This is a genomic window from Acetobacteraceae bacterium, from assembly GCA_004843165.1.
GTDB lineage: Bacteria > Pseudomonadota > Alphaproteobacteria > Acetobacterales > Acetobacteraceae.
Window position 1 is genome coordinate 860,073 of record CP039459.1, and the last position, 25,844, is coordinate 885,916.

The 25,844-nt window shown below is 41.0% G+C and carries 33 protein-coding genes; 24 read left to right on the top strand and 9 right to left on the bottom strand.

Features of this window, described 5'->3' with window-relative positions:
* Positions 1–4 precede the first annotated feature (4 nt).
* On the top strand, positions 5–808 hold the full coding sequence (locus FAI41_04200) for a hypothetical protein (protein QCE32851.1): 804 nt from the start codon (positions 5–7) through the stop codon (positions 806–808).
* Positions 809–916: 108 nt separating this feature from the next.
* Positions 917–1,894 (top strand): hypothetical protein, encoded by a 978-nt coding sequence (locus FAI41_04205; protein QCE32852.1) that lies wholly within the window; start codon positions 917–919, stop codon positions 1,892–1,894.
* A gap of 3 nt (positions 1,895–1,897) precedes the next feature.
* Here FAI41_04205 and FAI41_04210 read toward each other — a convergent pair whose 3' ends face one another.
* Positions 1,898–2,299 carry a hypothetical protein gene (locus tag FAI41_04210; GenBank protein ID QCE32853.1) on the bottom strand — a complete coding sequence of 134 codons (402 nt, stop codon included), beginning with the start codon at positions 2,297–2,299 and terminating at the stop codon, positions 1,898–1,900.
* A 151-nt stretch (positions 2,300–2,450) separates the two neighbouring features.
* Between FAI41_04210 and FAI41_04215 the strand changes: the two genes are divergently transcribed.
* From FAI41_04215 to FAI41_04250, 8 genes are all read left to right on the top strand, one after another.
* Positions 2,451–3,059 carry a hypothetical protein gene (locus FAI41_04215; protein QCE32854.1) on the top strand — a complete coding sequence of 203 codons (609 nt, stop codon included), beginning with the start codon at positions 2,451–2,453 and terminating at the stop codon, positions 3,057–3,059.
* A 4-nt stretch (positions 3,060–3,063) separates the two neighbouring features.
* The gene (locus tag FAI41_04220; protein QCE32855.1) at positions 3,064–4,044 is read left to right on the top strand and encodes a hypothetical protein; all 981 of its coding nucleotides are present in this window, start codon (positions 3,064–3,066) and stop codon (positions 4,042–4,044) included.
* A 45-nt stretch (positions 4,045–4,089) separates the two neighbouring features.
* Positions 4,090–4,434 carry a DUF4325 domain-containing protein gene (locus FAI41_04225; protein ID QCE32856.1) on the top strand — a complete coding sequence of 115 codons (345 nt, stop codon included), beginning with the start codon at positions 4,090–4,092 and terminating at the stop codon, positions 4,432–4,434.
* Between the two features lie 5 nt (positions 4,435–4,439).
* A complete protein-coding gene (locus tag FAI41_04230; protein ID QCE32857.1) occupies positions 4,440–4,913 on the top strand; it encodes a hypothetical protein in 474 nt (157 codons plus the stop codon).
* A 75-nt stretch (positions 4,914–4,988) separates the two neighbouring features.
* Positions 4,989–5,843, top strand: a complete 855-nt coding sequence (locus FAI41_04235) for a hypothetical protein (GenBank protein QCE32858.1) — start codon at positions 4,989–4,991, stop codon at positions 5,841–5,843.
* Positions 5,840–6,310, top strand: a complete 471-nt coding sequence (locus tag FAI41_04240) for a hypothetical protein (protein ID QCE32859.1) — start codon at positions 5,840–5,842, stop codon at positions 6,308–6,310. Before FAI41_04235 ends, FAI41_04240 begins: the two co-directional genes overlap by 4 nt.
* Positions 6,307–6,807, top strand: a complete 501-nt coding sequence (locus FAI41_04245) for a hypothetical protein (GenBank protein ID QCE32860.1) — start codon at positions 6,307–6,309, stop codon at positions 6,805–6,807. The genes FAI41_04240 and FAI41_04245 overlap by 4 nt, the downstream gene beginning before the upstream one ends.
* 86 nt (positions 6,808–6,893) lie before the next feature.
* On the top strand, positions 6,894–7,349 hold the full coding sequence (locus tag FAI41_04250) for a hypothetical protein (protein ID QCE32861.1): 456 nt from the start codon (positions 6,894–6,896) through the stop codon (positions 7,347–7,349).
* A gap of 97 nt (positions 7,350–7,446) precedes the next feature.
* Here the strand turns inward: FAI41_04250 and FAI41_04255 are convergent, their stop codons facing one another.
* Entirely contained in the window at positions 7,447–8,475 is a 1,029-nt protein-coding gene (locus tag FAI41_04255; protein QCE32862.1) for an aldo/keto reductase, read from the bottom strand.
* Positions 8,476–8,544: 69 nt separating this feature from the next.
* Between FAI41_04255 and FAI41_04260 the strand changes: the two genes are divergently transcribed.
* A complete protein-coding gene (locus FAI41_04260; GenBank protein QCE32863.1) occupies positions 8,545–8,802 on the top strand; it encodes a hypothetical protein in 258 nt (85 codons plus the stop codon).
* Positions 8,803–9,179: 377 nt separating this feature from the next.
* On the opposite strand, the gene FAI41_04265 is transcribed toward FAI41_04260, so the two are convergent.
* The 5 genes from FAI41_04265 to FAI41_04285 form a co-directional block, all read right to left on the bottom strand.
* A complete protein-coding gene (locus FAI41_04265; GenBank protein ID QCE32864.1) occupies positions 9,180–9,680 on the bottom strand; it encodes a hypothetical protein in 501 nt (166 codons plus the stop codon).
* Between the two features lie 80 nt (positions 9,681–9,760).
* Positions 9,761–10,582: a hypothetical protein gene (locus FAI41_04270; GenBank protein ID QCE32865.1), complete on the bottom strand. Its 822-nt coding sequence runs from the start codon at positions 10,580–10,582 to the stop codon at positions 9,761–9,763.
* 12 nt (positions 10,583–10,594) lie between these two features.
* Positions 10,595–11,311 carry a hypothetical protein gene (locus tag FAI41_04275; protein QCE32866.1) on the bottom strand — a complete coding sequence of 239 codons (717 nt, stop codon included), beginning with the start codon at positions 11,309–11,311 and terminating at the stop codon, positions 10,595–10,597.
* 115 nt (positions 11,312–11,426) lie between these two features.
* The gene (locus FAI41_04280) at positions 11,427–11,876 is read right to left on the bottom strand and encodes a hypothetical protein (GenBank protein ID QCE32867.1); all 450 of its coding nucleotides are present in this window, start codon (positions 11,874–11,876) and stop codon (positions 11,427–11,429) included.
* A 171-nt stretch (positions 11,877–12,047) separates the two neighbouring features.
* On the bottom strand, positions 12,048–12,860 hold the full coding sequence (locus FAI41_04285; protein QCE32868.1) for a hypothetical protein: 813 nt from the start codon (positions 12,858–12,860) through the stop codon (positions 12,048–12,050).
* 504 nt (positions 12,861–13,364) lie between these two features.
* On the opposite strand from FAI41_04285, the gene FAI41_04290 reads away from it, so the two are divergent.
* The 3 genes from FAI41_04290 (at position 13,365) to FAI41_04300 (ending at position 17,855) form a co-directional block, all read left to right on the top strand.
* The gene (locus tag FAI41_04290; GenBank protein ID QCE32869.1) at positions 13,365–17,069 is read left to right on the top strand and encodes a DUF1073 domain-containing protein; all 3,705 of its coding nucleotides are present in this window, start codon (positions 13,365–13,367) and stop codon (positions 17,067–17,069) included.
* Complete coding sequence (locus FAI41_04295; GenBank protein ID QCE32870.1) at positions 17,050–17,412, top strand: hypothetical protein; 363 nt, start codon at positions 17,050–17,052, stop codon at positions 17,410–17,412. Before FAI41_04290 ends, FAI41_04295 begins: the two co-directional genes overlap by 20 nt.
* A gap of 74 nt (positions 17,413–17,486) precedes the next feature.
* Positions 17,487–17,855 carry a hypothetical protein gene (locus tag FAI41_04300; protein QCE32871.1) on the top strand — a complete coding sequence of 123 codons (369 nt, stop codon included), beginning with the start codon at positions 17,487–17,489 and terminating at the stop codon, positions 17,853–17,855.
* Between the two features lie 111 nt (positions 17,856–17,966).
* Here FAI41_04300 and FAI41_04305 read toward each other — a convergent pair whose 3' ends face one another.
* The gene (locus FAI41_04305) at positions 17,967–18,164 is read right to left on the bottom strand and encodes a hypothetical protein (protein ID QCE32872.1); all 198 of its coding nucleotides are present in this window, start codon (positions 18,162–18,164) and stop codon (positions 17,967–17,969) included.
* On the opposite strand from FAI41_04305, the gene FAI41_04310 reads away from it, so the two are divergent.
* Together FAI41_04310 and FAI41_04315 are read left to right on the top strand one after the other, a co-directional pair.
* Positions 18,146–18,904 carry a hypothetical protein gene (locus tag FAI41_04310; protein ID QCE32873.1) on the top strand — a complete coding sequence of 253 codons (759 nt, stop codon included), beginning with the start codon at positions 18,146–18,148 and terminating at the stop codon, positions 18,902–18,904. The two genes, FAI41_04305 and FAI41_04310, sit on opposite strands and share 19 nt — an antisense overlap.
* Before the next feature lie 11 nt (positions 18,905–18,915).
* Positions 18,916–19,284 carry a hypothetical protein gene (locus tag FAI41_04315; GenBank protein QCE32874.1) on the top strand — a complete coding sequence of 123 codons (369 nt, stop codon included), beginning with the start codon at positions 18,916–18,918 and terminating at the stop codon, positions 19,282–19,284.
* Here the strand turns inward: FAI41_04315 and FAI41_04320 are convergent.
* Positions 19,274–19,510: a hypothetical protein gene (locus FAI41_04320; GenBank protein QCE32875.1), complete on the bottom strand. Its 237-nt coding sequence runs from the start codon at positions 19,508–19,510 to the stop codon at positions 19,274–19,276. The two genes, FAI41_04315 and FAI41_04320, sit on opposite strands and share 11 nt — an antisense overlap.
* Here FAI41_04320 and FAI41_04325 point away from each other — a divergent pair.
* The 8 genes from FAI41_04325 to FAI41_04360 all read left to right on the top strand — a co-directional run bounded on the left by FAI41_04325 (position 19,492) and on the right by FAI41_04360 (position 25,835).
* Entirely contained in the window at positions 19,492–19,887 is a 396-nt protein-coding gene (locus tag FAI41_04325; GenBank protein ID QCE32876.1) for a hypothetical protein, read from the top strand. The genes FAI41_04320 and FAI41_04325 overlap by 19 nt on opposite strands.
* A gap of 18 nt (positions 19,888–19,905) precedes the next feature.
* Positions 19,906–20,115 carry a hypothetical protein gene (locus tag FAI41_04330; protein QCE32877.1) on the top strand — a complete coding sequence of 70 codons (210 nt, stop codon included), beginning with the start codon at positions 19,906–19,908 and terminating at the stop codon, positions 20,113–20,115.
* A complete protein-coding gene (locus tag FAI41_04335; GenBank protein QCE32878.1) occupies positions 20,115–20,345 on the top strand; it encodes a hypothetical protein in 231 nt (76 codons plus the stop codon). The genes FAI41_04330 and FAI41_04335 overlap by 1 nt, the downstream gene beginning before the upstream one ends.
* Before the next feature lie 33 nt (positions 20,346–20,378).
* Complete coding sequence (locus FAI41_04340; protein ID QCE32879.1) at positions 20,379–20,765, top strand: hypothetical protein; 387 nt, start codon at positions 20,379–20,381, stop codon at positions 20,763–20,765.
* A gap of 118 nt (positions 20,766–20,883) precedes the next feature.
* Positions 20,884–22,506 carry a hypothetical protein gene (locus tag FAI41_04345; GenBank protein ID QCE32880.1) on the top strand — a complete coding sequence of 541 codons (1,623 nt, stop codon included), beginning with the start codon at positions 20,884–20,886 and terminating at the stop codon, positions 22,504–22,506.
* A gap of 392 nt (positions 22,507–22,898) precedes the next feature.
* Entirely contained in the window at positions 22,899–24,131 is a 1,233-nt protein-coding gene (locus FAI41_04350; GenBank protein QCE32881.1) for a PBSX family phage terminase large subunit, read from the top strand.
* A gap of 349 nt (positions 24,132–24,480) precedes the next feature.
* Positions 24,481–25,059 carry a DUF2335 domain-containing protein gene (locus tag FAI41_04355; GenBank protein QCE32882.1) on the top strand — a complete coding sequence of 193 codons (579 nt, stop codon included), beginning with the start codon at positions 24,481–24,483 and terminating at the stop codon, positions 25,057–25,059.
* 77 nt (positions 25,060–25,136) lie between these two features.
* On the top strand, positions 25,137–25,835 hold the full coding sequence (locus tag FAI41_04360; protein ID QCE32883.1) for an HAD family hydrolase: 699 nt from the start codon (positions 25,137–25,139) through the stop codon (positions 25,833–25,835).
* Positions 25,836–25,844 lie beyond the last annotated feature (9 nt).

Genomic DNA, 25,844 nt, shown 5'->3' on the forward strand with positions numbered 1-25,844 from the left:
CTCTATGATTAAAGCCATACGTTTCTCTTCTCTCCCTAGCTGTCTTTTTTTCGCTCTTGCCCTCTTAGGGTTTTCTGAAACAGCGCAAGCTTATGGTATGCCCAAAGAGGCACCGATTGATAATTTAAGGCCGCTTTTTGAGCCGATTGAGGCAACCCATATTCCCACCTATATGGCACCGGTGCCGCCTGTGCCCAAGACAAAAAAGCCGCCTTTACCCTATACCGGTTTGCACAAAGGGCCGGAGACCGTTTTAATGTGTTTAGATTCCGGTCTTGGCTGTTTTAAGCCTGAGACTGTCAAGGAATGGCAGGATCTTTATCTCGACAGCAATGGCGATGTCACATTATGGGCTTCGCCGTGGGGAAGGAATTATTTAATTCCCAAAGGTTTTAACCATCGCAATGATTGGATCACGCAATGGCAAGCGGCCTCCGATGATTGTGATTTCGATGGGCGGTGCAACTTTCCCAATTTTGTTCTCCAAGCCCGCAAAGTGCATAAAGATTTATTAGATCGCCTCAAAACATCTTCTTTAGGCCCCTTATATCAGCCTTTTTTTCAGCCTAAATTTCTCCGGCTCAAAAGCAAGGGAGATTTGCAGTATCAATGTGATCGCATTACCTTCGTTTGCACGCCTTTTATCAATTCAGAAACCAAAGTCGCTGGTATTTATAGGCCTTTTCAGCCTTTTACCTATGTCACCCCTCTCCCCATCCCGCCAAAAGAAGTGCAAAAACAAAAAGCCAAAAAGCCAAAAGAGGATTTAAATGCGAATACCGGTTATTTGGGCAGTGAGGCGGAATAACATGATTTCAGAACAACGGCTAAAATTAAGAAGTGTTTTTTCTTCAAAAATGCCATAACATAGAATCATTTCCGGGGATAAATCAGCAGGGGCTTAAAGGTGGGACAAATGCCGCAAAAACCATTGATTTCTTTCTTTTTGCCGTTTTCTTTCAGTATTCTGTTTGTCTTCCCTGCTTTTTCTCTACCTGTTTTTGCGGCTGAGACGACGACTTTGCCGATTGAAACGCATACGCTTTCAGATTTAACCGTGCCACCGAAGGCGAAACCGACCAAAGAAATCATTTCTTTTTCACAGAAAACGCAGAATAATGAGGATGCGCAAAGATTAACGCAGATGAAAAAGGATGTGACGGCAAGCATGGCAAATGTCGCCTCTAAAAAACCTGCGCCTTTCACATCTTCCAAAGTCCGTTCCTCCCCTCCTCATCCGTCTTCGCACATGTCGAAAACGTCTTTCACGCCCCGCCCTTCTCCCAAAGCTGTATCGACGGCACGCCTCAAAACATTCCCTTCCGACAATCGTCCGGATCATTTTGAATTAGGGGGTGTTAAGCTAGGAATGACTTTCGCCCAAGCCCGTTCGGCGATTGCAAATTATCTTGGGATTAATCTGCATAACATCACCATTTCCGGCAGTATGCCAGAGCCACAAACCTGCACTGCCGATACGCAGTTAAGCGCCGAGGGAGAAAAAGGCGCAATAAATGTTCAGTTTGCGTGTAATGCGGGGCTCCCTCTTCATCAGGAGCTTTCGGTCGATCATATTTCCTATGAGCCTGAAACGGGGCTGATAGAAAATGTTTTGGATCATGCGGTAAAGAAATATGGCAATCCCGTCAATCTATCAGAATATAACCCCTTAAAGGCGGAATATGTCTCTTATGATTGGTGTTTACATCCGTCGCCGGACCTTAGCTCACAGAGTGGCAAGGCGCTTCATTGTCTCAACCGGAATGAAAGCCGTTTACGTTTACAAGGCAGGGATAATAGTCTTGAATTTGAATTGATTGGGATTGTCGGTGCGGCCAAAAATTACGAGGGGGATAGTGAACAAGACAATTTAGCTGAAGATGACGAGGCTTAATTTTTACAATTTCCCAAAAAGATTTTCCGGTATTTGGTTTTGAGGACCGATTTTGAGGGTCGGTGCCTGCATAACCTCTCCGGTTTTCTTTTCTGTTTTGAGGACATTATTGACAGGATTATCCGGTTCAGATGTTTTTCGCCACTGTCCTTGGCCTGTGGGATAGATTTCGATCTCTTCTATTTTCCCCTTATTTTCTGTCGGTAGATCGCCCTCCTCAAACGGAATGACAGCTAAGCTATCCGTTTTTTCTTCTGTCGTACGCACCTCTGGCATGGGGACTTTACCCGCACTGATTTCGGGATGAAAATCATCCATATTCTCGGCCGAGAGGATCGTCTCTCCTTTTGCCGCTACAGTGCAGGCGAGGCTTGAAAGAATCATACAAGAGAGAATTTTTTTCATGCTTGCCTTTATCCAATGATCCGCTAGTCTAATCAAGATTTTTAAGAAGATAGGGGGAATCTCCTGCCCCTCTATACAACGTGCGTGCCAAATCTTATAAAGAACGAAGATGGCACTTTTGTGAGCTTCGCTCAAATAGAAAGTCATTAAAATGCTTTTATCCCTTTTCCCCAAGAAAATCTTTTGTCTCTCTCTTTCGCTCGGCCTTATGACTTTTGGCATACAGGCTTCTTCTGTGTTTGCGGAATCTGTCGAGGACAGCTTAAAAGATAGCGGTGATCAGTTCCTCTTTCCCCTGCATGGCAAATCAACCCCACAACCTGCACGTCCGCAAACAGCTGACAGCGGTTCTATCGGCGACGGCACAGACAGCAATAATGAGGGAAGCATCACGCAAGGGGCCGACAGTGCCACCATTAGCAACAGCGCAGGGGATTCAGAAACGGTAACGCAAAGTTCAAATAATCCGAACGGCGATATTGTGCGGGGTAAAAATGGCCAAGTTCTTGCCTATGTGGATAGTCAGAGCTCCCCCGGTCAAAATCGCATTAGCGATCCGAGCGGCAATATCCTCGGCACAATCACAAAAGATACAACGCAAGGCGGCTATCAGGTCAGTGACCAATATGGCAAACCGCTTGGCTCTATTGACGATCAGGGCGAGGTTTATAATTTCTACGGTCAAGGGATCGGTGTTGTCCCCCCCGGCGGAAGTCCTGCGGATCTCTATACGGCCTGGAGCTTAATCAAGCAGCATTAGAAAAATGAAACATCGTCCCAATCGCCATACCCGCCGCAGAGCCAAGGCCTTACAAGAGCCCTTAGGCCTAAAAGTAATTTCTTTTCCTCCTCATCTGTGTTTGGAAGAAAAGCCAGATATATCCCGACGTTTTTTCTGGCAGTTGCGAGAAACCATTAATGCCCAAGAACCAATGGAATTTTTTCTTGAGCTTGGAACTTTGCAACAAATAGGTTTTGCCACGGCAATAGCACTAACTGCAGAATTTCAAAGACTAAATGAAATACGAGGAAAGCGATTTAGGCTTCCTAGCCTTAAAGAAAAACATTACTCTCAAGCTATACACATGCTTCATTCCATCGGCTTTTTTAAACATATAACTTTAAATCCTGAAAAAATTCCTTGGCTAGAACGACATTTCTTACCTATTCAATCAGGAGATAAAGCTATTCCCGACCTTATAGAAACATTACAAACAAAACTTTTGCATCTAAGCAAAAAAAATTGGAATACGAGAGCCTTTAATCTTCCTTTAATTGAATCTATTGCCAACACAGTTGAGCATGCTTATCCGGTCTTATCTTCAAAAAAATTTCCAGAATTCAAAATTTTTAAAGAAAAGCGATGGTGGGTTTGTATGCAACTAGATGAAAGTCAAAATGAAATTGAACTCGTCTGCGTGGATTTGGGTATTACCATTCCGAAATCCATAGAATTTTTTCACAGAGATATTCCTCCTGCTGACTCTATTGATGATATTCATCGCTTATTCTGGGCATGCTCTCCTAATAAATCAGGAACAAATAAATCTTACAGGGGAAAAGGACTTTCAGAAATTATCGCTCCAATTCAAGAAAATAACGAAAATACAGTAACAATTATCAGCGGATATGCAGAAGCAAATTTTTCTCTACAGCGTAAAGCAAATGGTGAAGGAAATAACTTCTCATTTCCATATTCCGGAACACTCATCAAATGGCATATCAAACTCTCACCTTTATCCTAAATCATAAATATGTAAATAATACAGAAAGTACTACGAGGCACCACCATGAACACAATCAGCATTGCTAAAGATTTTTCTCCTAGAACAGGAGCACGCTTTATCCGGCTTGGCCCATATAGCGGTGAAGCTTTTCAAAAATTGCTTTTAGAGCGCCTTGCTAAAGCAACAAATAATGATCCGCTCTACGTCTATGTAGATGGAGAAAATGGCTATTTTTCTTCTTTTTTAGAAGAAGCTTTTGGTGGATTGGTACGTCTCAAAAGAATTTCGCCTACCGAATTACAGCAGAAGCTGATTATTAAAGCAGATTGCCGAGCAAATGAACCCTATGCTAAACAAGCCAAACAATATTTTGACGAAGCAATAGAACGTCTCCAACATAAGGCGTGAAATTGATGGCCTTGTTAACAGATATACTCATACTTTTTGAAAAAGAATGGAAAACTATTCTTGCCGCTGCGAGTGTATCATGGATTGGAAATGCTCTGTGGCTACTTAAATCTTCTTACACAACGAGAAGAGAAGTTTTAAAAGAACATCTCCAAAGTTTTGAGAAACTTAGTGAAAAATTAGAAACTGCAGCGAAAAATTATTGGCGTTCAGAAATCCCTGAAATGGGAAATGATGATTTGGAAACGGATGTCAGAACCGCAATTATGAAAATTCATATTTGCTTAACAGAAGAAGCCCCTTGGCAAAGAAAAACTGATAAAGAGAAAATCGATACACTTAGAGAAAAACTTAATAGTTCTTTTACAGATCCAAATTTCTTTGCCAGTGGTATTGCTCATGGTCCAAAACTAGAAATATATGAAAATGGTTGCAGAATACTAACAAGACTTAGGATTATACTTCTAAAACGCTGGTAAATGAACAATCTCCACGAACATCTATTAATATAATCTATTATAATTTTTCAACCCCGCTTTTAGCGGGGTTTTTTAGTGTCTTTTTTCAAAGAGCGTTTTGGTATTGAGAATGCTTTGGCTGAAGATTTCGACCCTGAAGAATCTCGCATTCCAAAAGGTCAGGAAGGTGGCGGAAGATGGACCGCAGAAGGCGAGGGGAACTCTGAAAAGAATGAAGGCTTTTTAGAAGAAAAAGTCAAAAAATTTCAGGATGATTTTCGATCCCTTGCTGAAAAAAATGGTGAAAACACACTTGTTTCTGAGATTGAGAGACATTGTGAACATTTTATCGAAGAAAATTTTGAACGAAACACAACAGATTTTTTTGATCTTAGCAAAAATCTTACAGAGACAGATAGCGCAGATCTGAAAGATCTTCTCCGAGAAAATCCCTTAAAACTTTTATCCAAAGGCATGCGGGCTAAAAATATTGCAGTTCAGCTTGCCATCTCCCTCCTTGAGCATATTTTGAAAAAAGGATTACGACTAAGCGGAAAAAGCTCGCTTCGTTTTCCGATCCGGAACAATCTTGCGCCTTGGCTGGAAAGAGAAGGAAAATGGATGGGTAAAAAAGGAAGCTCAAATACGGTTCGTATAATGGAACCTTCAGAAGACCCTTATCAGTCCGCTTTAAATTTCGTGAGGAGCGTCCGCAAATATAAAGCAAAACAAGGTATTGCTTCTAAAGAACTTATGGACGAATCTTACAAAGGATACCGAATGCTAAAAATAAAATTTGACGATGATACCTATATCTCTATTCGTAAAGCGGGAGATTCAGGGAGACAAACGCCTGATGATCAAGTTACTGTTGGCATAAAAGGTCCTCAATTTGGAAAAAATCAACGAAAATTTAAATTTCCAGAGACAATTAAAGGAATAAATAAATGATCCCATCACAAAAAATATTTGTTGATTTCTATCAAGCCGCTGTTTTCCAACTGGGTAATTGGGAAGATTGGTCCATGCTTGGATTATTTAATGCAGATGGATATCCAGATGATGAAATCTGGGACAAGCACGCCTTAGAAGCAACTTGGCGCCTCGCCAATAGTGGTATCGCTGATCTTGGCAAAAAAATTCCAGAAAATGATCCCGGTTTTCTTAATTTAGCCTCCACACCTTCTTTCCACAAAGAAAGTAACTGGATGCTGACATTCCTTGATCCGACAGCGTTGGCTGTTGAATTACAGAAGAAATATCAGCTTACAGAATTTGGAGCTTTTAATCCCGAATTTTGTAAGGAAATTTGCGAGATTTTCGATCAAGCCGGCGTAGGATTTGATGTGCCTTGCCCTTATGTTCCAAACTGGGAAAATCAGGGAAAATATCCTTGGCCTCGAAAAGGAAAAAGATGAGAGCCGTGATTCCATCACAGAAAATATTTGTTGATTTTTATCAAGCTGCTGTTTTCCAACTGGGTAATTGGGAAGATTGGTCTATGCTTGGATTATTTAATGCAGATGGATATCCAGATGATGAAATCTGGGACAAGCACGCCTTAGAGGCTACTTGGCGACTTATTCAAAGTAGTATTGCTGATTTAAGAGGCCCTATTAAAGAAAATGATCCTTTCTTTCTCAATCATGCCTCGACGCCTTCTTTCCATAGAGAAAGTAACTGGATGCTGACAATCCTCTATCCGACAGTTTTGGCTGTTACATTACAGAAGAAATACCAGCTCACGGAATTTGGAGCTTTTAATCCCGAATTTTGTAAGGAAATTTGCGAGATTTTTGATCAAGCCGGTGTAGGATTTGATGTGCCTTGCCCTTACGTTCCAAACTGGGAAAATCAGGGTAAATATCCTTGGCCTCGAAAAGGGAAAAGACGTGAGCCCCTCACAAAAGACTAGTTTTTAAAAACTATTTTCAGCTCCGCTTCTAGCGGGGTTTTTTATTGCTTTTTTCAAAGAAACACAGGAGGTCATAATGTATCATATTGACCAGCTTGAAAAAGAATGGCTTCGCCCCTGAAGAGTCTCGCATTCCAAAAGGTCAAGAAGGTAGCGGCAGGTGGACCGCAGAGGCCGAAGTCAGTCAGGAAGGAAAGAAAAAAGCGCTCAATGCGTTATATCGCTTTCTGATCTCCGGCATTGCTGAATTTGCCTTTGTTCCTGTGATGGAAGGATTAAAAGATTTAGAAGATGCTCCTTTAGAACCTATAGGCGACAGCTATAATGTAGAACAATTTGACCGATATGCCGATGCATGGATGGGAACACTTATCATCGGAACGCCCTCTTTTATCAAAGAAATAGCGCCTAAAATGGGCTTAAATCTGCCGGAAGATGTCCCACTTCCAGCAGATTTTCGGGAAAATCTGAATGCAATATTTCAACAGCACGATGTCGGTTTAGAAAAAGACGACGTCTATCCGCCCTTTTTAGAAAAATAAACCTGTTCCACGTGGAACAGGTTTTCACTTTTTTGATTACCCCAAAAAGAATTAAAAATTTTTAGAATGTCCTTGAGGCGTAAAGGGCAAAACGTGATTAAAACGTTTTAAAACGCCCTTGAGGTGGGTATGCAGGATCTAAATAATGCGCTGTTGAGGACAGACCCGGCTTTACCAAATGATCAATAAATACCTCATCCTCTGGGGTGATTTTTACCTGAAGTGCCTCTTGATAGCTCTCCCACTGTTCCAGCGTTCTAGGTCCGGCAATAATGGAAGTGACATTTGGATTAGCTAAAACCCAAGCAATCGCGAAAGCAATCAAGGAGCAGCCCTTCTCTCTGGCATATTCTTTTAAACGTTCTGCCAAGACAACAGATTCCTCACGCCATTCCGTTTCCATCATGCGCTTATCAGCACGGCCTACTCTGGAATCTTCAGAAGGTTTCTCACCTATTTTATATTTCCCTGACAAAATTCCTCTTGCAAGCGGACTGTAAGGCACGACGCCGATACCATAATTTTGGCAGGCCGGCAGAATTTCCATCTCCGCTGTGCGGTCGGTTATATTATAAAGCGGCTGTGCAAGTAAGGGACGGGCAATTCCCATCTGATCCGCAAGACGGACAATTTCTGCAATTTCCCAGCCTCTAAAATTAGAAATGCCATAATAGAGCAGTTTGCCTTGCGCCATGAGATCCCCGACTGTACGCAACCCCTCCTCAAAGGATCGTCCCGGAAGAGAGCGATGAAAATAAAGAATATCGACATAATCGCTCTGAAGGCGTCTGAGACTGTTATGAAATGTTTCTAAAATCCATTTTCGGGACAGGCCATCCGTATTTTTGCGTACCCGCTCCGCAAAGCCCATATGTCCCATACTATAGCCGAATTTGGTCGCAATGACCCACTCCTTACGTTTTCCTTTCAGAAGGCGACCGAGAACTTCTTCTGTTTTGCCAGATTGATAAACATCCGCTGTATCTATGAAATTAACACCTTTATCCCATGCGGAATCAATAATTTTTTTTGCAACTTCTTCTTCACAGGGCCCGCCGAACATCATTGAGCCGAGGCAAATTTCCGAAAGTTCCAAGGCACTTCTGCCGGGTGTTCTATATTTCATTTTTACGCTTCCTTTATCATTTTCCAGCTCTCTCTATTTTATCAGATTCTTTTTTAAAAGGAGATCTATATGTCCAAAAATATCCCCCCAAAATCAACCTTTTCTCTTGAAACCTTAAATGCCGAAATCATTCAGATTGCCGACACAGCGACACCAGAAACTTTAAATCTCGCAAAATTACGGATTGATGCCCGCAAATGGCTGGCTGGACGAATTTCAAGCGATAACGCCACCAAAGAAAAGAACCTGCCGCCGCCTCTATTGCAACGGATTGAAACAATTTTAGTTGATCCCCAATGCCCAAAAGAAAAACGCAAATTGCATTAAAAAATCATTAAGTTTTAACTCAAAATTCTCTCTATTCGAATCGATTCGCCTTGAAAATCCAGATTTTTCTTCTACATAAAATCCTCTGAATTTCAGGCAGAAATCAGGGATTTAAAATATTTTTTAATGTTTGAACTTAATTAATTCTTGATTATTGAGTTGGGACGTGGAAAAAATGAGGAGTAGCTGGACTGAAGTTGAAAGACTGTTTCCTTGTTTATTTAAATGTAGGCTTTTTAACTTATCGCCCAACAAGCTCTATTTGTTTTTCAACTTCTGTTCAGCTACCTATTATAATTAAAAAATAGATTTAGCTATTATTTAGAAGCCTCTGCCATCACCCCACATTGGCGGAGGCTTTTTATATAGATTTTCTTTTAAAAACCCGTCTGAATACGCATCAAAGGAACAATTTTCTTATCAATTTTATTGAGAGATTTACGGATATTGGCTGTTGTTTCCGGCAGATTATCGAGATCATGCTCATCCAAACTTAATTTTGCAGCGAGCGAGAGGATAAAATCAGCCTCCTTATGCACCTCTGCATCTTCAAATGTCCATTTAAGCTTGTCGGTGACAAGGATTGTTTCAATCAAGCGATTTGCCTCTTCCAGCTTCTCTTCATCCAATCCATTCACCGCCTCTAAAATAAAAAAGATACGGCGGACATAGTTGCTCCATGAAGCCCAACGAAGCTTTACCAGATCATTTTCAAAACGAATGGCATTGCGTTTTTCTTCCTTCTGCGCCAGATGATAGGATTTATCTGCAAGTATCAGGCGCTTTTCGGAAAGCTGTTGCAATGCGAACAAGATTTCCGTCATAGGGTTTTGCTCTGTTTCTGAACCTAATTTCTTGCCAGCACGAAAAATTGCCATCTTCGCCCGCTCCTCTTATCCTGAATGTCTTTAGAAAAATTCCCTCCCACCAACACAGCTCATAAAGAAAAAAACGCCCTTTATAAAGCTGTAAAAATCTCCTCTAAATTCCGCAAAATTTCCCCTCTGTCTATTTCTAACTGCTTCTGACAAAGTTCTTGGCTTTTTTGATATTCTTGTATTTTTTCTTTTTTAGCCGTGGGGAGCCAAATGCCGTCTGCCGCCACCTTATCAAAATAGGCATTAATCTCTTCAAGTTCTTTTTCACGCTTTTTAAGTGCTTGAAGAAAGAATTTTACCTCTTCAATCGCATCTCTGATCGTTTCCTTCGGACAAAAAAGATACAGCTCCCGTTCTGAAAGCGTGTAATTTAATTTTTCGACAGAACTTTCCTGCCCGTCTTCCGTAGAGGTAAGGCCTCTTGTCCGGAGAAGGTCAAAAACACTCTTTTTATAATTTTGCCAAAGGGTAAAAGCCCGTTCCCGTTGGGCATAATCTTTAAGAGCGGTTGAAAAAGAAACATAATTCGGCTCCTTAACACAGACAGGCTCTGGAGAGACCGTTGTTTTTGTTTCCCAATATTGTTTTTGCATCTCCAAGATATGGGCAAAATCTGTCAAGAAACGGTCAAAATGTGGATTTGAAGCTGCAATAGGCTCTCCGGCTCCCTGCGCTTCAATCCTTTTAAATTCTGTTGGGGAAAGCCTTATTTTTCGAGGCTTCACAAAGAAAAAACGTGCTGTAAAAAGCAAGAAAAGACTTGGAAAAAAGGACAGGCTTATTGCCAAAAGCCACGCAAGATGCGTCATTTCAAAAAGCAAACCCGTCAGGCTTAGCCATGAAACACTGCCCAAGGCAAGCGGTAGGCGTTCTTGTTTTAACAAAGCCATTGGTTTAAACATTTTTGGCCTTCCTCACAATTTTCGAATAAGCTGTGTTTCTTTCTTCTTTTTTCCAAAAGAAAACCAGCCCCTTCGTTCTTGTTTTTGACGAAATTCCTCGGCCTTTTGCCATCTTCTTTTTTGCTTTTCACGCTCTTTTTGAGGAAGCGGCTCTGTATGGAGGGGCATATTCGCACGAATTTTCAGCTCAATTTCTTTTAATTTTCGCTGAATTCTAGGAGAAGTATCTTCCCAAATTTTTTGAACCTCCTGCCAACTTTCACGGATAGAAGCTTCTTTTTCCATCTCTGACAACTGCCACGCCTCTTGTAGCCTTCCCATTGGGGTGCGTACCTGCGTTACAAGATTTTCAATAATCTCACTCATCGTGCTGACTTCGACACCGATCTCTTCATAACCAAAAGCCCAGATCATTTCAGCGCCATCTTGGTCATATTTCAGTACAAGGTCTGGATTTTGATCCCGAAGATAAGCCGCCCGAACCTCATTAAACCATGCCGCAAGGCTAATAATTTCCGTTGTATAATTGCGCCAAACCTGCCAGCGTGTGCGAATAAGATCATTTTCAAATTGCTCTCTGGCAATGTTCTCATGGATTTGAGCTGTACGATACATATCCCGTGCAACAAGGCGGACAGATCGTGCGCTCAACCAAAGCAAGATAATCCCGACGAATACCAGCAAGAACAATACGGGCAGGCTTTGCTCCAAGGTAAAAAAACCGTTCATCCATCCTCAACAAATCTTAAATATCTTTAAACAAAACCCCTTTTATCAAGTTTTACATCTTTTTTTAGGAAAAACGAAATTTCGCTAAAGCTTAAACGGCAAAAGAAAAAGCGACCTAATCAAAAGTCGCTTTAAAGGCTTCAAGCGCCGTAATTAATTTTGGGATATAGCGTTCTTGAACCTCAAAAATTGCGAGTTCTTTCCCCTTTCCCTCTGGAATCCTCGCTTTTTCCATGACCATCAAGGAGACCTCTCCCATCAGTTGCTGAAATTTTGGCCAATCCTCCTTAATTTCCAGCGCTTCAAAATAATCTTCTAACGCAATCCCCGACATTTGAAGGACATAGATCAAAGTTGCCATGATCTCCGGCTGATAGGTTTTTAGAAAGGCTTCTAAATATGAACATTGACAACAATATTCACGCCCCGCAATGAGAGTGGCCTGCCTCCCCCCCTGATCTATTTTGCGGCGTGCTTGCTCTGTCCGATAGGATAAGAAACGCAAAAACGCATGACGTTCCTTATAGGCGAGTGAAAAGAGAAAGAAAAAAGCAGAAATAAGCATTCCACACAAAAAATGCATTGATCTCTGCGTTTTTATAATTTTAATTTTTTTAAGAACAAAGGGCTTCTCCGCTGAAGCTCTCAAAAAAATATTCAAAAAATAAGTCATAAGCATCCTCCAAGAGCCCCACAGCTCATTAGAAAAACCCCGTTAAAAGGTTAAAATTCATTTTCACACCTCTTCTTTTTTTGAAAGTTTTTCAGCAAAAGAAGAAGATTTTACGAGATTTTCCTCCCGCTCTACTGCTTTTCCAACAGGCGTCAGAAAAGGGTCCTTAATCTGCATAAATGGCCCAATTTTTTGCACAATCTTATCCAAAAAAACTGTAATACGCGGGGCATTCTCCTCCCATAACGCAATTTGATCTTGTGTAATCTTTGTTTCGGGAGAACCTTCTGAAAGAAAAATATTGGTTGAAAGATCCCCATTTTCCGGAACGCCTTTGGCGCAAATCGCCCGCACCAAAAGACCTAAGGAGTGATCAATGCCGCTCACTTCGTTACCGACAGCTTTCGCACCAAATGTCCAAACAAGCTGATAACCTGCAGCATGTAACTGTGAATAAATCCCAAGTGCGGCATCCCGATCCTGTGACTGTCCCTGTAAAAGTGCCCTAATTTGGTTCAAGGCAAGTGAAACCTGATCATCATAATTGCGCCAGACACGCCAGCGGATCTGTGTCATCCCTGTCTCATACTGGCTATGGGCAATATCTTTTTGAATTTGCGCTACAAGATAAGTTTGCTCTGTGACCGAATGTGTCTTTTCCGAAAGAGATACTTGAGCCCGTTGCGCACGTACCTGCATCCACATAATCGCCCCCATAACAATAAGGGTCGCTAAACCTGAAACCGTCTGAAGAACCGAAGAAATAATCTGAATGACTGCCGCATGCGCAAGCAATAATGTCGTATGCTGGTCAATCCATTCTGTTGAAAAAATATGCGGCATTAAATGCCCCACCCCTCCCAATAACCAGTCCATATCCCTCCAAATTACGTAGATGATGCGTCTATCGCATCCGAAACCCTATAGCCTCCCTTGTATATTCCCAAGGGAATCATACGCAATCGCCATTCAATTTATTTGCTCTTTTCTTAATAGACGGAAAGTAAGTCATCCTGCAAATTTAAAAAAATCTTTGAATTATTTAAAGTAATAACAAATGAAATATAAATAAAAGATAATAAATAATGAAAATATATATTATTAATCAAAAGTATAAAAAATTAATTTATATTAAAATAAAAATACTTACATCTTAAGTAAAAATTCAATCATATACTTAAAATATATAAGTATAAATATTATTTTTAAATAAAAATAAACTTCCATTTAGAAATCTATCAGAGGCTTTGACCTTTCCAACCTTTCAGAAGAAAGGAAATAACCTGAAAATAAAACCTTTAAAATACATATTACTTACCAAATACTTTTAAACCATAAATCCTAAAAATTAATCAATATATATAACAACTGGAATCTATTATGAAAATTCTAAAAAATTACTTTAAAATATTTAAAAAATATCAAGCAGAACCGCAAGATAATCATGACATTCTGATAAAAGAAAAATATCCTCAAAAAGTGGAAGCCCCCTCCGTCCGCTTTGCACAATGGCAAGCAGACACACTCCAAAAGCAGCAATCATCCCAAGAAAATCTTTCTAAAATTTACAGCCCCTACAAAGCACCACCGGGCGTCCGTGGAAAAATTAGCAGCCATTCAAGTCATAAAATTGTCATGGATAGTGCACTTTCCACAATGCCTGGCTTTGCAGACTGGGCTGGAGAAAATATTTCCAGTCAAAATATTCTCAAATCAGCCTTTGAGGATGGCCTTGTTTTCTTGGGCTATCCGACCCTTGCAGAGATGGCGAACCGTCCTGAGCTTCGCAAGCCTTGTCACGTAATTGCAAGAGAAGCGCTTCGGGAATGGATTTCCATTCAAACAACGAATAGCGATGCCGGAGGAAATGCACAAAGCCGTGTCAAAGAGATGGAGCAAGAACTTCTCCGCCTCAATGTCCGCTCTCTTTTGCAAAAAATGGCAGAGCAATCCTTACTTTACGGTGTCGCACATCTCTGGATCGCTATTGAAGGCGACCTGCTTAACAGTGACGGCCAATCCATTCCCTTAGCGCATACTGCCAACGGCCTTGCAAAAGATAGTCTAAAAGAACTGCGTTTGATTGAGCCTATTTGGATGACGCCCAACAGCTATCGTGCGGATAATCCGCTTTGTCCTGATTATTACCGGCCGGAACATTGGTGGGTTCAAGGGATTTTAGTCCATCATTCCCGCTTATTACAGATGGTGCCTTATGAGGTTTCTGATCTATTGAAACCCGCCTTTAATTTTGGCGGGCTTTCGCTGACACAGCAATTAAAGCCCTATGCCCATAATTACCTGCGCATTCGCAATTCCGTTGCCAATATTGTCGCTAATTTTTCCAAGCTGGTTTTACAAACGGACATGTCTGCCAATATGTCTGCCAATGATGAGGATATGTTCGGCGGCATGATTGATGCCTCCGGTCTCACGGGACGTGCCAAATTACTGCAGGCTCTCTCTGAAGGACAAGACACTATCATTGCCGATAAAGAGAATGAAGATATTAAAATTATCTCCACCCCTCTTGGTGGACTGGATGCGTTACAGGCGCAATCCCAAGAAGCGCAAGCCGCTATTCCGGGGATTCCTTTGGTCAAACTCTTTGGGGTGACACCGAAAGGATTGAACGCCTCTTCCGAAGGGGAAATCCGTGTTTTTTATGATGAAATCAAGAGTTTCCAGCAGGCCAATTTACGCCCTATTTTAGAAAAGATTTTCAGGCTGTGCCAGCTCAATCTTTGGGGAGAAATCGACCCTTCGCTTTCCTTTGAATTTTTACCGCTTTGGCAGCTTGATCCGCAGGAAAAAACAGCGCTTGAAAAAAGCAAAGCCGATATTGATGCGCTTAATATTAAAAACAATATTATCACCCCCAATGAGGCAAGAGAGCGCCAGCAGGGAGAGAAAGGCTCGATTTATGGCAGCATAAATCTTTCCAAGCCACTTCTGGCACCTGCTGATCCTGATACTCATAAAAATGAAAAAGAAGCCCCTCAAAATTCCCCGGCCCCTCAAACGGCGCAGGATGCGGAATGGGATGAATCAAAGCATCCCCGCAACCCAAAAGGGGAATTCACCGAAAAGGGGCAAGGTTATATCGGAGCGGCAACAAATGCTACGCAGAATATTCTTCGCAATCTCACCTCTGGCGCTGGAGAAGTGCTTCATGCGCTTAATCCGATCGGTACAGCAGAGGCGGCACCTGCAAGACCCAGCCGTTCGATGGAATTAGAAAACAAACTGGCTGAGGAACGTGCCAAAATTGCCGATCCGCTTTCAGATGAAAAAGCGGTGAGCCATTTAATGACCGTATTGCAAAAACAGCCCCGTTTAAATGGCAAAGATCTTCCTGATTTCTTAGATAAGGCCGCCACCTTAAAAGGCGCACCCGGCAAGGAGAAAATTTCTAACTGGCTACGAGAATGGGGTAATGGCTGGATTCAAAGCAATGATCCGCTTTTCACACCAAAAGAACTTACGCATTTTCAGGATAAAGATCATCTTTCCTCTGAAGAAAAACAGGCTGATTTACATCAGAAAATGCAAGATTTTCTCAAAGAAATCTGGTCTGATCCCCGCAACCGCATGACGCAAGATCCTAATGGCAATATCAGCGCTGTCAGAGGCGGAAAAGGAGATGAAAAAGCCGCAATTGATCTGATGAAAGATGGGCACAAAGCCAGCTTTCTCGGAAAATTAGAGAATGGCATGGATGTTTTCACCACGACCGGTTTTCAGCGCTATTTTGAAAATGAAAATGGCAGAATGCGTAAAAAAGGCCTCGGTCTTGCGCATATGGAAGCTTCTCACGGCGAACAGTTTAAGGCCCTTGGTTTTAAAAGTGCCGAAGATTACGCCAAATATGTTTTTGAACATGCGGACAAAAAATTCTACGACCCTGAAAAGGGCAATATGATGCTCGTCCTCAGCAAACAGAACAGTGCCAATCCGACCTTTGGAAAAACGGCCCAAGACGGCGCCTCTATAGCGGAAAATCTCAACCTCATCCTGCAAACTTCCAGAGAGGGAAAGCAGCTCCTTGTACGCTCCGGCTTTCCGATGGGCGTTAATAATAATGAGGTTGAACGTAAAGAAGCGGATCGTCCTGAAATTGAAGAAAGAATGTCCCGTGTCAAAGACATTGCCGATGATTTAGAAAAAATCAAAGACCCTGAGCAAAGAAGGGCTTATCTTTCTGCCGCTCAGCATTTTTTCCATGATGCACCGGCCTCTGCGACAATCACAAATCCAGCGCATCCTCAGCCTTATCAAAAACGTCCGGCCGGACAGATTTTTGGGGCGGAAGGTCTTGCAAATCTTCACAATAATTTAAAAAATTATCTTGCCAAAGAAGCGCAGAACGATGCCCGTCATCGTAATGCGGAAACAGGGCAAGAGGGACAAGCAAACGGCACGCAGGTGATGGGTGTCTCTGTAAGTCCAACCCCAGCAGAGCAAGAGCATGTTTTCGGCGCCTATGCCGATCCAAAAGCGCTCAAAAACCGCCAGAATGAAATAATTCAAAATGGCGGTGTCAAAGCCGGTTTTGGAAAGGCGGAGGAAGCTCCGAAAATCCCTGCACGACATTCAACGCAGGAAATGGAACAGCATTATGCCGCACCTGAAAATTCTGCTCAGCAATCTGGCCAAAAGATGGAAGGAGAAATCCCTTCAGCGAATATTTCACAGACAGAAAATACCCAACGAACGCTTTATTTAAATGAAAATACAGAAGCAGTTCAGGAAAATAAAAAAAACTCAATCACACTAAAAAACAATGAAATACAAAATAAAGATTTTAATGTTTCAAAACGACCTGACTGGATTCCTGACAGCTGGCAAGAAAAACCTTCAAAAAAAGGTAAGGGAATGAGATATTATAATCCCAAAAATGAACATGATCATGTTAGAATTATGGAAGGAGAACCTAACTGTACCCTACCCTTTAGACAAAAACCCTATGTAAAATACAGTAAACAAGGAACATATGTAGATAAAAATGGAAATCCAGTGCATAGCGGATCTCCAGATGCCCATATACCTTATAAGGAATTTAAATATGACAAAAAGACCGACTAATTGGAACAAACAAATAAAAGAAATACTTGAAAAATTTTCAGATATTCATTGGCAAAAAAATGCTTTTTTGATGAAAGCGGGGCTTGCAAGCTCTCCAGATGAAATGTGTTGCTGGCCAGAGGATTTTCTTATGGAAGAATGGGTAAGAGAAAATCTTACCCTTTTTCCCAAAAAACTTCAGGAGAATTTTAAGAAATTTTTTTGTCAAATTGAAGTTATTCCAGAAGATACCAGCTATAAATCCCCAGATGCAGCACTCCTTGCAGATGAATGGATTGAAATGCGCCGCTTGACTACTGAAATTCTTCAACAACTTGAAGATATTCCTCTCTTTCAAACATAAAACAGTGGATGTAATAACTCAGAAATGCAGAAGAATATCCGAGCAGCTAATCACAAGAACGAACCCCTATTAAAATGAGTAAAAGAATCAATATTGATGGCTATAAAGTCTTTCTTAATAATGATAATCGCCCAGATGATCATTATCATTATGTCTGTGAAATTTCGATCAACCAGCATTTTCTTGGTGAACTATGTCGGGAAAGAGACCCTAACATTTTTGAGCTTGATTACAACTGTCAACAAGACTGTATCGATGCAGGTATTCCCTTGGAAATCATCAATAAAGCGATTGAAGAGGGGAAAAAATGTATTTTAGAGCGCTATGGTGCTGAATTAAGACAGAATGCAGATGATCTCTATGACGATCTTTTAGAAAAAGACCCAGAGTTAACCAAACTTCATTACCCAACCTCTCTTGAGGAAGAAAAGGCTAAAAGCTAACTTCGTAAGACAAAGTAAACCTTGTCCATAAAATCAAAGACCCTGAACAAAGAAGAGCCTGTCTGTCTGCCACTCAGCACTTTTTCCATGATGCGCCAGCCTCTGCGACGATCACAGATCCTGCGCATCCTCAGCCTTATCAAAAACGTCCGGCCGGACAGATTTTTGGGGCGGAAGGTCTTGCAAATCTTCACAATAATTTAAAAAATTATCTTTCCAAGGAAGCGCAGAACGATGCCCGTCATCGTAATGCGGAAACAGGGCAAGAGGGACAAGCAAACGGCACGCAGGTGGCAGGTGTTTCTGCAAATCAGACCCCAGCAGAGCAAGAGCATGTTTTCGGCGCCTATGCCGATCCAAAAGCGCTCAAAAACCGCCAGAATGAAATAATTCAAAATGGCGGTGTCAAAGCCGGTTTTGGAAAGGCGGAGGAAGCTCCGAAAATCCCTGCACGACATTCAACGCAGGAAATGGAACAGCATTATGCCGCACCTGAAAATTCTGCTCAGCAATCTGGCCAAAAGATGGAAGGAGAAATCCCTTCAGCGAATATTTCACAGACAGAAAATACCCAACGAAAGCTTTATTTGAGTGAGAGTGCGCCAAGTCTTCCGCCAAAAGGAAATAATCCAGCTTCTGAAAATAGCACAACAAATAATTTAGAAAGCCATTTTTCTAAAGAAAATCATCTTGGAAAGGAGAATGAAAATTATGTCATTGATGAAGAAAAAATTATGAAATCTGCAACAGCAATAGATCCCGCCGATAAAGGTAAAAAACGAACAGTTGCAGGACGAAGCTATACAAAACACGCTGGACGAAAAGGATCCTCTATTAGTAAACCTAAAGGCTCACCTGAACAAATAAATCAACTTGCACATAATCACATCAACACCCTCCTAAACGATCCAGAGAAAAGAATAGAAAAACATTCAACGAGAAATGGAAGATATGGACAAACCTATATGATCCACTCCTCACACCCAAATATAGATGGTATAAGAGTTTCCCCAGAAAACGAATTTATCCATTTTATTAATCCAGAATAAAGGAAATAGAAATGAGTAAAAAAATCCATATTGATGGCTATGAAATCTATCTCAATGATAATGATCGTCCAGATGATCATTATCATTATGTATGCGAAATTGTGATTAATAAACATTTTCTCGGCGAGTTATGTCGGGAAAGAGACCCTAACATTTTTGAGCTTGATTACAACTGTCAAAAAGAGTGCATCGAGGCAGGTATCCCCTTGGAAATCATCAACAAAGCAATCGAAGAAGGAAAAAAATGCCTCCTTGAACTTGCCGATTGGGAAAAAGAACAAAACGAAATGGAACTATTTGACGATCTTTTAGAAAAAGACCCGGAGTTAACAAAACTTCATTACCCAACCTCTCTTGAGGAGGGAACTGCTAAAGACTAACTTTGTAAAATAAGACGACACCTTTTCCATATAAATCCTGCGCATCCTCAGCCTTATCAAAGACGTCCGGCCGGACAGATTTTTGGGGCGGAAGGTCTTGCAAATCTTCACAATAATTTAAAAAATTATCTTGCCAAAGAAGCGCAGAACGATGCCCGTCATCGTAATGCGGAAACAGGGCAAGAGGGACAAGCAAACGGCACGCAGGTGGCAGGTGTTTCTGCAAATCAGACCCCAGCAGAGCAAGAGCATGTTTTCGGCGCCTATGCCGATCCAAAAGCGCTCAAAAACCGCCAGAATGAAATAATTCAAAATGGCGGTGTCAAAGCCGGTTTTGGAAAGGCGGAGGAAGTTCCGAAAATCCCTGCACGACATTCAGCGCAGGAAATGGAACAGCATTATGCCGCACCTGAAAATTCTGTGCAGCAACCTGTCCAACAAATGGAAGGAGAAATCTCTTCAAAAAGGGGTTCACAGGCAGAGAATGAAAAAAAACATTTTGATATTGAATTCCACAATAAAAAAATGGAAGAGCCATACAACGCTGAATTAACACAAATTGGCAGAGCACGGCAAAAACACAACAACCAATCAACCAAGTGAGACGAATCTTTTCCGTATATGACAGGCTCTTCAAATGATTTTAATAGAATTGGTCTTTCTGATGGAAAAAAAATACTAAATGATCCAACAAAGAAAATATATTATCGCTGGAATTCAAGACAGAAAAGAGAAGTTATTGATATTTATGAAGACAATGGTAATGGGCGAGGAATAAGATTCTCAACAGACGGAAAAATCATTGGCTTTTTACAACCTAGGAAAAAATAATGTATCACTGGAAAATTGAAAGTGTGGTTTTAACAGACCCAGATTTCAGCAGATTTATCGCAGAAATCCTTATTAATAAAAAAATTATTGGTCACATCGAAAAAGAAAATAAAAATCAAGAAAGCAAAACGGTTCTCTACGAGGAGGCAGTCGCCATTCCTAAAGACATCTTAGAACAGGCGATCCAACATGCCCGTGTCAATTTGTTAGAGTTTCTTGAAGAAACATAAGAACAAATCTTCACAATAATTTAAAGAATTATCTTGCCAAAGAAGCGCAATAAAAAAAAAGTAAAAATGAGTAAAATGCTCAATATTAACGGTTACGATATTGAATTAGATGATAATTGCCGTCCCGATGATTATTATCATTATGTATGCGAAATTGTGATTAATAAACATTTTCTCGGTGAGTTATGTCGGGAAAGAGACCCCAACATTTTTGAACTTGATTACAACTGTCAAAAAGACTGTATCGAGACTGGTATCCCGTTGGAAATCATCAATAAAGCGATTGAAGAAGGAAAAAAATGTCTTCTTAAATTAACTGAAACAGAGCAACGACAAAACGAAGCCGGCTTATATGATTATCTTTTAGAAAAAGACCCCGAAGTAGTACACTTTCATTATCCAACCTCTCTTCCTGAATAAGCGCTTTCTTTTTCTTTGACTTTTTAACACCCTAGCATAAGATACGGTTTCTTCATGCTGTGCGGCTCTTTTTGCACATCATAAAACGAAAAATGTTAAGCAATCCTGTGGGGGGGATATGTTAAAATCACTTTTTAAATTTAATGCAAAAAAAGACGTAGAAAGCAAGGCGCAAGATAATCTGACGTCTCATGCCAAGGGCATGACAGAAAACGGCATGACACATGAGCAGGCGCTTGCCCAATATATGATGAGCGGAATTCTTTCCGAAGGATTTTACCGCTCGGCTTCTTCGCAGCTTCGAAAACTTCATCAGCTCTGTCAAAATGTCTCAGATATGTATCTCGCCCAAGCGGCGCTTTATACATATGAAGAAAGACACATGAAAGAAGTTCCTGCCTATTTGCTTGCGCTATTGAGTCTTCGGGACATTGAACTTACCAAAAAAATCTTTCCACGCATCATTACCAATGGACGTATGTTACGCTGCTTTACGCAGATTATTCGCAGTGGCGCAATCGGTCGACGCAGTTTTGGTACTTCCCTTGTTCGCATTATTGGTGATTGGATCAATGCGCTGAGTGATGCGGAGATTCTCGGTCTCTATGTGGGTAAAAACCCAACGCTAAGAGATATTTTACGTCTTGTGCATCCTCGTCCGGAAAATGCGGAAAGAGAAGCGTTCTATGGCTGGATTTGTCAGCTTGGCAGCAAACATCTTGGATATAATCCTGAAAAATTACCGCCCCTCGTTAAAGAGCTGGAGGCCTTTTTAAAAGGTGAAATTACGCATCTTTCTCCTGAAATTCCGCATGCGCTTTTGATTTCCAAGTCAGGCTATCATCCGGCACAATGGGAAGCTATTTTAAAAAATTGTAATTGGAATCAGTTACGCCAGTCTTTAAATCTTTTTCAGCGCCAAAATGTTTTTAAGCGTCAGGAAAATATTGATTTTGCTGTTAAAAAGCTGACCAATCCTGACAGTATCAAAAGTGCTAACCTACATCCTCAAGCGCTTTATGCAAGTTTTACCCATTTAGCGCCTGACATGCCGCGTGATATTAAAAGTGCGCTTAACAAAGCGCTTGAGATGCTCTTAGAGCAGAATCTTCCTGATTTTAAGGGCCATCAGGTTGCTGTCTGTCTTGATCTTTCCAGTTCAATGTTTGCGCCTGTCAGCGGCTATCGCGGCAAAGCGACATCAAAAGCCCATTGTGCCGATATTGCGTCTATGAGTGCGGCTATGGTGCTCAAAGGCAATCCTAAAAATACGATTATTTTACCTTTTGCCTCTCACGTTTTCCCAATGGATCTCAATCCTCAAGATTCCGTTTTAACGAATATGACCCGTATCAATAGCCGAAAAAAAGGCGGAACAGATTGCTCTGCTCCGCTTGGCTATTTGCTTGATCATGATCTTGCGCCGGATGTCATTATTTTAATTTCAGATAATGAATCTTGGATTGAAACAGGCCGGCGGGATCATGGCGGTTCAACACAAGCGTATAAATATTGGCAAAAGCTGCATGAAAATAATCCGAATGCCAGTTTAATTTGTTGGAATTTAGCCCCCAACACTGCATTTCACGTTTCCAATGACAGCAATGTCCTTAATTTAGCTGGCTATTCTGAACATCTCTTTCAAGTCATTTTACGTTTTTCAAATATATTGCCGCTCAAAAAATCCTCAATGCAACAAGCGATAGAGGATGCGGAAAAGATGCAAAAGATCTCTCTGTAAGTTGTTAAACAAACCGATTCTTCCGATTCTCTATTGGAAGAATCAAAAAAAATATCTCCAAAATCCCCTAGAAATCCGCCATATTCTAAAAAAATTAAAGTTTTAACTTTTTTTAGACTTGCTTATTATGTCAAAACATAGGATAAGTGAGTTGCAACTGAACAGGAGCAGAAAGACTGTTTCCTTGTTTTTCTATTTAATAGGCCACCCCTTATTATTTAGGCCACCTTACAGAACAAGCCCTTATTTGTTTTTCGGCTCCCGTTCAGTTGCCTATTGTATATTATAAAATATATTTTTAGATAAAAGCCTCTGCCTTCCCCCACCCCGGCAGAGGCTTTTTTTATGTGCGGTTTTCTCAGAAAAAATTTTATTTATGAGAATGCTTGCTTATGTCTCCCTTGAACACTTCCACACTCACAACAAAATCTGCACGTGTTTTCCAGCCGCTTCTATCCTCCAAAGCCCGCTATCTTGGCGCTTATGGCGGGCGTGGTTCTGGAAAATCCCATTTTTTTGCAGGCCTCTTAATTAAAAGAGCACTCGCTAATCCCGGCTATAGAGCTGTTTGTGTTCGTGAAATCCAAAAATCTATTCGTTTTTCTGCCCGTCAAACATTAATTGATAAAATTCATGATTTTGGGGTAGGGGCGCATTTTGAAATTCAAGAGCAATATATTCGCACCCCTGGCGAGGGCATGATTATCTTCCAAGGATTACAGGAACATAATGCGGATTCAATTAAATCTTTGGAGGGATTTGATCTTGCCTGGATTGAGGAGGCACAATCTGTTGGTGCCCGTTCATGGCGGCTTTTACGTCCAACCATTCGTAAGGCTGGCTCTCAAATCTGGGCGAGCTGGAATCCTGAAAAACCCAATAATCCGATTGATAATTTTTTCCGTGCAGATCAAAAAACACCCAATATTTGCACGATTGAGGCAAATTGGCGTGATAATCCCTGGTTTTCAGAAGAGCTTAATCAAGAACGTCTTTTAGACTATCAACGTCTAGATCCTGCCGAGTACCAGCATATTTGGGAGGGCGGGTATTTAACCCATTCGGAAGCTTTAATTTTTCAAAAACGTCTCTCCTTTGAGGAAATATTCACACCACCTGAAAAAGCACGTTTTTATTTTGGGTTGGATTTTGGTTTTGCCAATGATCCTACGGCGCTTGTACGCTGTTGGATTGTCGATCATTGCCTCTATATTGATCATGCTGAAGGCGCCCCTCATATTGAGTTAGATCATTTACCTTCTTTCTTAAAATCCGTACCAGAGACCCAAAATTGGCCCATTAAAGCAGATTGTTCCAGACCTGAAACGATATCCTATCTTGCAAGGCGAGGCTTTAAAATCAGCGCTGCGAAAAAATGGCCTGGCTCTGTTGCCGATGGCATTTCACGCTTGAAAGCCTTTAAAGAAATTAAAATTCATAAAAGGGCCTATAAGATCGCTCAAGAATTTCAGCGTTACACCTATCAAACAGATCGACTGACAGGTGATGTTCTGCCGCTAATTGAAGATAAAAACAATCATTGGATTGATGCGCTGCGTTATGCGCTGGATGGGATTATTCAAAATAAGCGATCCATGCCAAAGATTCAGCGTTTTACGCTTTAAAAAAGACAACTATTTTGCAATTTTTTAATATATCGGATAATCATTATCTGAGAATAAACTCACAACACAGTGAGCACGAACTCAGTTGGTTATCTGATTTTTCAGATGAGGTACCTATTATGAATGCTTTTCTACGTGGTTTTACAAAGGTTTTTAGCGGGAATTTCTATACTTCCCCACGCATGCCTACCAACGTCTACTTTAACTCTTTAGAACAATCTTCTGCCAGCTTTAAGCGGGATTTTTATCTTGTCAATTTTTTTGAGGAACCGGAATTAGCGCCCTTAACAGTCAAGGCAACACTTATTTACAGAGATCCTAATAAAAAATCAAAAAGACATTCCGTCAAATGACAAAAAAAGGTCACGCTTCAAACGAATCTTCTCAATCTCTTAATATAGATTTTAAAAATCTTCCCCCAGAGCTACAAGAAAAATTACTACAACAAGCTCCGCCTCACCATAAACCGCCTCGCACTGTGCATTTTGGCATGGAACAACAGGTTACACGCTCTGCACCTCTTCCGCACCCTGATGAGTTACAAGGATACGAACAGATACTGCCTGGTGCCTTTGAACGTATTTTAAAACTCCATGAAGATACTTCGAGAGGAAAGCTTGAGCTATTCGGTAAAGAATTAGATAATAAACGTTTTATATGTGAAAAAAATTTCGAGTTAGCAGAATTTGATCTTCTTCATAGCACAAAGAGTGAAAGAAGAGGCCAATGGATGGCATTACTCGTAGCTCTTTCCATTATTTTTCTCATTGGTTTTGCAATTTATAGCCATGCCGCATGGGAAATCACAGCCTGTCTGGCAGCTGTATTTGGCGGTAGTATAGCCACCATCTTTTTGACAAACCGCACCCCTAGCAAAAAAAATTCCGAAGAGAAAAACAATATGCCTTCAGAAAAAGAAGAAAGATAAAACGCTTATCCTTGCAGCTCTGTTTTAAGAGCCCTAGTTTCAATATGAATCTAGATTAAAATAATACGGATTTACAAATGTCTTTTGATGCTATCCCCTTTGAGAAAATCAAACTTGTTGTTTTTGACATTGATGGAACGCTGTATCCGCAATTTCCCATTCGGCAAAAAATGATTATTCGCCTTTTATGGCATAGTCTGACACATTTTTCATTTAAAGTGGGTTTTTTAATCCGTGACTATCGCAGATTACGTGAAAAATACGGTGAGAGAGAAACCCAAAATTTTGAAGCGGAGATAAAAGAGACACTTTGCAAAAAATATGGATTTTCCAGTGCCGAATATGATGCCTTAATTTTAGAATGGTTTTTTAATAAACCCCTACCTTGGCTTTTAAAAATCCGTTTTCCGCAAGTTTCTGAGGTTTTTTCCTTTTTAAAGGCACAAAATATCCATGTTGCTGTCCTCTCGGATTATCCTGCTAAAGAAAAGATTAAAGTCCTTCGATTAGAGGCTGACCATGCCCACTGGGCAGGTGATCCAGAAATTCAGACCCTAAAACCGCACCCAAAAGGATTGCAGTATATTATGGGAAAAGCAGGGGTCACCCCTGAAGAAACCCTTATGATCGGCGATCGGGATGATCGGGACGGAGAGATGGCGCGACGTGCCGGAACCTATTTTCTCTTACGGGGAAAGCTCAAAGAAAACCCCAAGGCGCTTTCTTCTTTCACGCATTGGGGCCATTTCTTAAACGCACTTAAGAAAGTGTTTTAATTTTAAAAA

Bases quoted from the DNA above. Each gene is read 5' to 3' on its own strand.
- FAI41_04350 (QCE32881.1), top strand. From the start codon at position 22,899: ATGTCTCCCTTGAACACTTCCACACTCACAACAAAATCTGCACGTGTT.
- FAI41_04360 (QCE32883.1), top strand. From the start codon at position 25,137: ATGTCTTTTGATGCTATCCCCTTTGAGAAAATCAAACTTGTTGTTTTT.
- FAI41_04240 (QCE32859.1), top strand. From the start codon at position 5,840: ATGATCCCATCACAAAAAATATTTGTTGATTTCTATCAAGCCGCTGTT.
- FAI41_04215 (QCE32854.1), top strand. From the start codon at position 2,451: ATGCTTTTATCCCTTTTCCCCAAGAAAATCTTTTGTCTCTCTCTTTCG.
- FAI41_04345 (QCE32880.1), top strand. From the start codon at position 20,884: ATGTTAAAATCACTTTTTAAATTTAATGCAAAAAAAGACGTAGAAAGC.
- FAI41_04200 (QCE32851.1), top strand. From the start codon at position 5: ATGATTAAAGCCATACGTTTCTCTTCTCTCCCTAGCTGTCTTTTTTTC.
- FAI41_04275 (QCE32866.1), bottom strand. From the start codon at position 11,311: ATGAACGGTTTTTTTACCTTGGAGCAAAGCCTGCCCGTATTGTTCTTG.
- FAI41_04225 (QCE32856.1), top strand. From the start codon at position 4,090: ATGAACACAATCAGCATTGCTAAAGATTTTTCTCCTAGAACAGGAGCA.
- FAI41_04290 (QCE32869.1), top strand. From the start codon at position 13,365: ATGAAAATTCTAAAAAATTACTTTAAAATATTTAAAAAATATCAAGCA.
- FAI41_04255 (QCE32862.1), bottom strand. From the start codon at position 8,475: ATGAAATATAGAACACCCGGCAGAAGTGCCTTGGAACTTTCGGAAATT.
- FAI41_04230 (QCE32857.1), top strand. From the start codon at position 4,440: ATGGCCTTGTTAACAGATATACTCATACTTTTTGAAAAAGAATGGAAA.
- FAI41_04295 (QCE32870.1), top strand. From the start codon at position 17,050: ATGACAAAAAGACCGACTAATTGGAACAAACAAATAAAAGAAATACTT.
- FAI41_04315 (QCE32874.1), top strand. From the start codon at position 18,916: ATGAGTAAAAAAATCCATATTGATGGCTATGAAATCTATCTCAATGAT.
- FAI41_04265 (QCE32864.1), bottom strand. From the start codon at position 9,680: ATGGCAATTTTTCGTGCTGGCAAGAAATTAGGTTCAGAAACAGAGCAA.
- FAI41_04260 (QCE32863.1), top strand. From the start codon at position 8,545: ATGTCCAAAAATATCCCCCCAAAATCAACCTTTTCTCTTGAAACCTTA.
- FAI41_04270 (QCE32865.1), bottom strand. From the start codon at position 10,582: ATGTTTAAACCAATGGCTTTGTTAAAACAAGAACGCCTACCGCTTGCC.
- FAI41_04220 (QCE32855.1), top strand. From the start codon at position 3,064: ATGAAACATCGTCCCAATCGCCATACCCGCCGCAGAGCCAAGGCCTTA.
- FAI41_04280 (QCE32867.1), bottom strand. From the start codon at position 11,876: ATGCTTATTTCTGCTTTTTTCTTTCTCTTTTCACTCGCCTATAAGGAA.
- FAI41_04300 (QCE32871.1), top strand. From the start codon at position 17,487: ATGAGTAAAAGAATCAATATTGATGGCTATAAAGTCTTTCTTAATAAT.
- FAI41_04285 (QCE32868.1), bottom strand. From the start codon at position 12,860: ATGGACTGGTTATTGGGAGGGGTGGGGCATTTAATGCCGCATATTTTT.
- FAI41_04245 (QCE32860.1), top strand. From the start codon at position 6,307: ATGAGAGCCGTGATTCCATCACAGAAAATATTTGTTGATTTTTATCAA.
- FAI41_04205 (QCE32852.1), top strand. From the start codon at position 917: ATGCCGCAAAAACCATTGATTTCTTTCTTTTTGCCGTTTTCTTTCAGT.
- FAI41_04355 (QCE32882.1), top strand. From the start codon at position 24,481: ATGACAAAAAAAGGTCACGCTTCAAACGAATCTTCTCAATCTCTTAAT.
- FAI41_04210 (QCE32853.1), bottom strand. From the start codon at position 2,299: ATGAAAAAAATTCTCTCTTGTATGATTCTTTCAAGCCTCGCCTGCACT.
- FAI41_04330 (QCE32877.1), top strand. From the start codon at position 19,906: ATGACAGGCTCTTCAAATGATTTTAATAGAATTGGTCTTTCTGATGGA.
- FAI41_04335 (QCE32878.1), top strand. From the start codon at position 20,115: ATGTATCACTGGAAAATTGAAAGTGTGGTTTTAACAGACCCAGATTTC.